This window comes from Acidithiobacillus sp. TH-A36, assembly GCF_057473445.1.
Genome location: NZ_JBYCKP010000569.1, coordinates 1 through 1366 on the forward strand (window position 1 = coordinate 1; position 1366 = coordinate 1366).

Annotated in this window: 2 protein-coding genes and 1 pseudogene; all 3 read left to right on the forward strand. The window is 51.2% G+C overall.

What is annotated here, in order from left to right; translation table 11 throughout:
• Positions 1 to 455 (forward strand): annotated as a pseudogene (locus AC2VLY_RS14395) (hypothetical protein); the annotation flags it as partial.
• A 131-nt stretch (positions 456 to 586) separates the two neighbouring features.
• Complete coding sequence (locus tag AC2VLY_RS14400; RefSeq protein ID WP_486892026.1) at positions 587 to 922, forward strand: hypothetical protein; 336 nt, start codon at positions 587 to 589, stop codon at positions 920 to 922.
• The coding region (locus tag AC2VLY_RS14405; RefSeq protein ID WP_486922518.1) for a hypothetical protein at positions 922 to 1366 on the forward strand (445 nt) is incomplete at its 3' end. The genes AC2VLY_RS14400 and AC2VLY_RS14405, both read left to right, overlap by 1 nt.

The following is a 1366-nucleotide window of genomic DNA, read 5'->3' on the forward strand; positions in this document are numbered from 1 at the left end:
GCCGCTGGGAAATCGGAGTGCGGGTCGAAATGCCGGAACCGGAACCACGTCAACCGCGCAGAGTGGGGACGTGGCAACCGCGCTGGCACGCGGAACCAGATGGTAGTGTCCTGGTCGGTGAATTGCATATCGACTATCTCGACCGTACATCCAAAGACATCCAGTATCATCTACCCGCAGGCGTCATCAGTAGGGCCAGAAAAGCCCATCATCTTTCGATCACCGGCGAAGATACCGAGATCTACCATCATTTCGTGAACTGGCGTCAGGATCAGTATTTCAAGATCGCCAAAGACATTACACATCGGGTGGATCTGCTCAAGGTGGTTACGGCGAATACCAATCTGGCGGCCCGGAATGATCAGCCAAGATACCGGGCTTTTGTCTCATCCGGGAAGCTCTCTGCCATGATTGTTGCTACCTGTCGGCGCGAGGGACTGATTATTGTCAAATGACAAGTGTAGGGCGATCTTGTCTTGTGCAATCTTTAACATTATAGTGTATGGGTTAATTAAATGCAGAAATGGTCCGTGGAAACCATCCATCACAAAATTCCGAAAAAGGCGAAAACGCATCATCGCTACGGATGGATTTTGTTGGGATTGGGTGGCGCAAGCCTAATGCTTGGCATGGGGATTTTCTGGGTGCTGCAAACGGGGATACTGAATTGGATCATGACGTTGATCAGAAACTCTTAGAAGAGGAAGCGCAAAAGCTAGTCGCGCTTCCGCCGGTTCAGTTTGCAGGATTCATACTGACGATGATGTTCACGAAGATTCTGCATCCCAGGGGGATAAAAAATATGGTCGTGGTAGTCAATGGTAGTGTAATTGCACTGGGAGAAAAGGAAGTTCTGCAGAACGTGCTCGATGCAAAAACTGCGCTAGCCGGAGAAATTGCCAAAATCAAGGGGAACGCCTGATGTTCGGAAGAAACAAAAAAACATCCGTAGAAAACGCAGAAACTCAGGCAGAACCGCAAACAGAGGCTAATCTCTCTGAAGAAAATGCCTCTGAAGTAAACGAAAAAAGCACCGTACCGGAACGCACACCGATCAGTGGTATCGCAGGCGGAAGCAGCAAGGTTAAAGCCAGCAAGAAAAAGCTGATCTGGGGCGGCCTCGCGGTTTTCGTGGTGGCCATCATGATCGCCAATAAAGTGATGGTGCCCAAACACCCCGATGACGGGGTGAAAACCAGTGCTCAAACCACAAGCGCACAGAACGCAGCGTTACCCTCCATGCACATCAGTATGCAGCCCACACATCCAGCCAAAACAGCGCGGGACGCCCTGCCAGCAGTACCGGCGAATGGTGCGTTGATGGCGATGCAGCCGGTTCCCCCCGCAAATCACAACCTGACATCTC

Excerpts from the sequence above, each read along its gene's own strand:
- AC2VLY_RS14400 (WP_486892026.1), top strand. The coding sequence starts at position 587 with ATGGATTTTGTTGGGATTGGGTGGCGCAAGCCTAATGCTTGGCATGGG.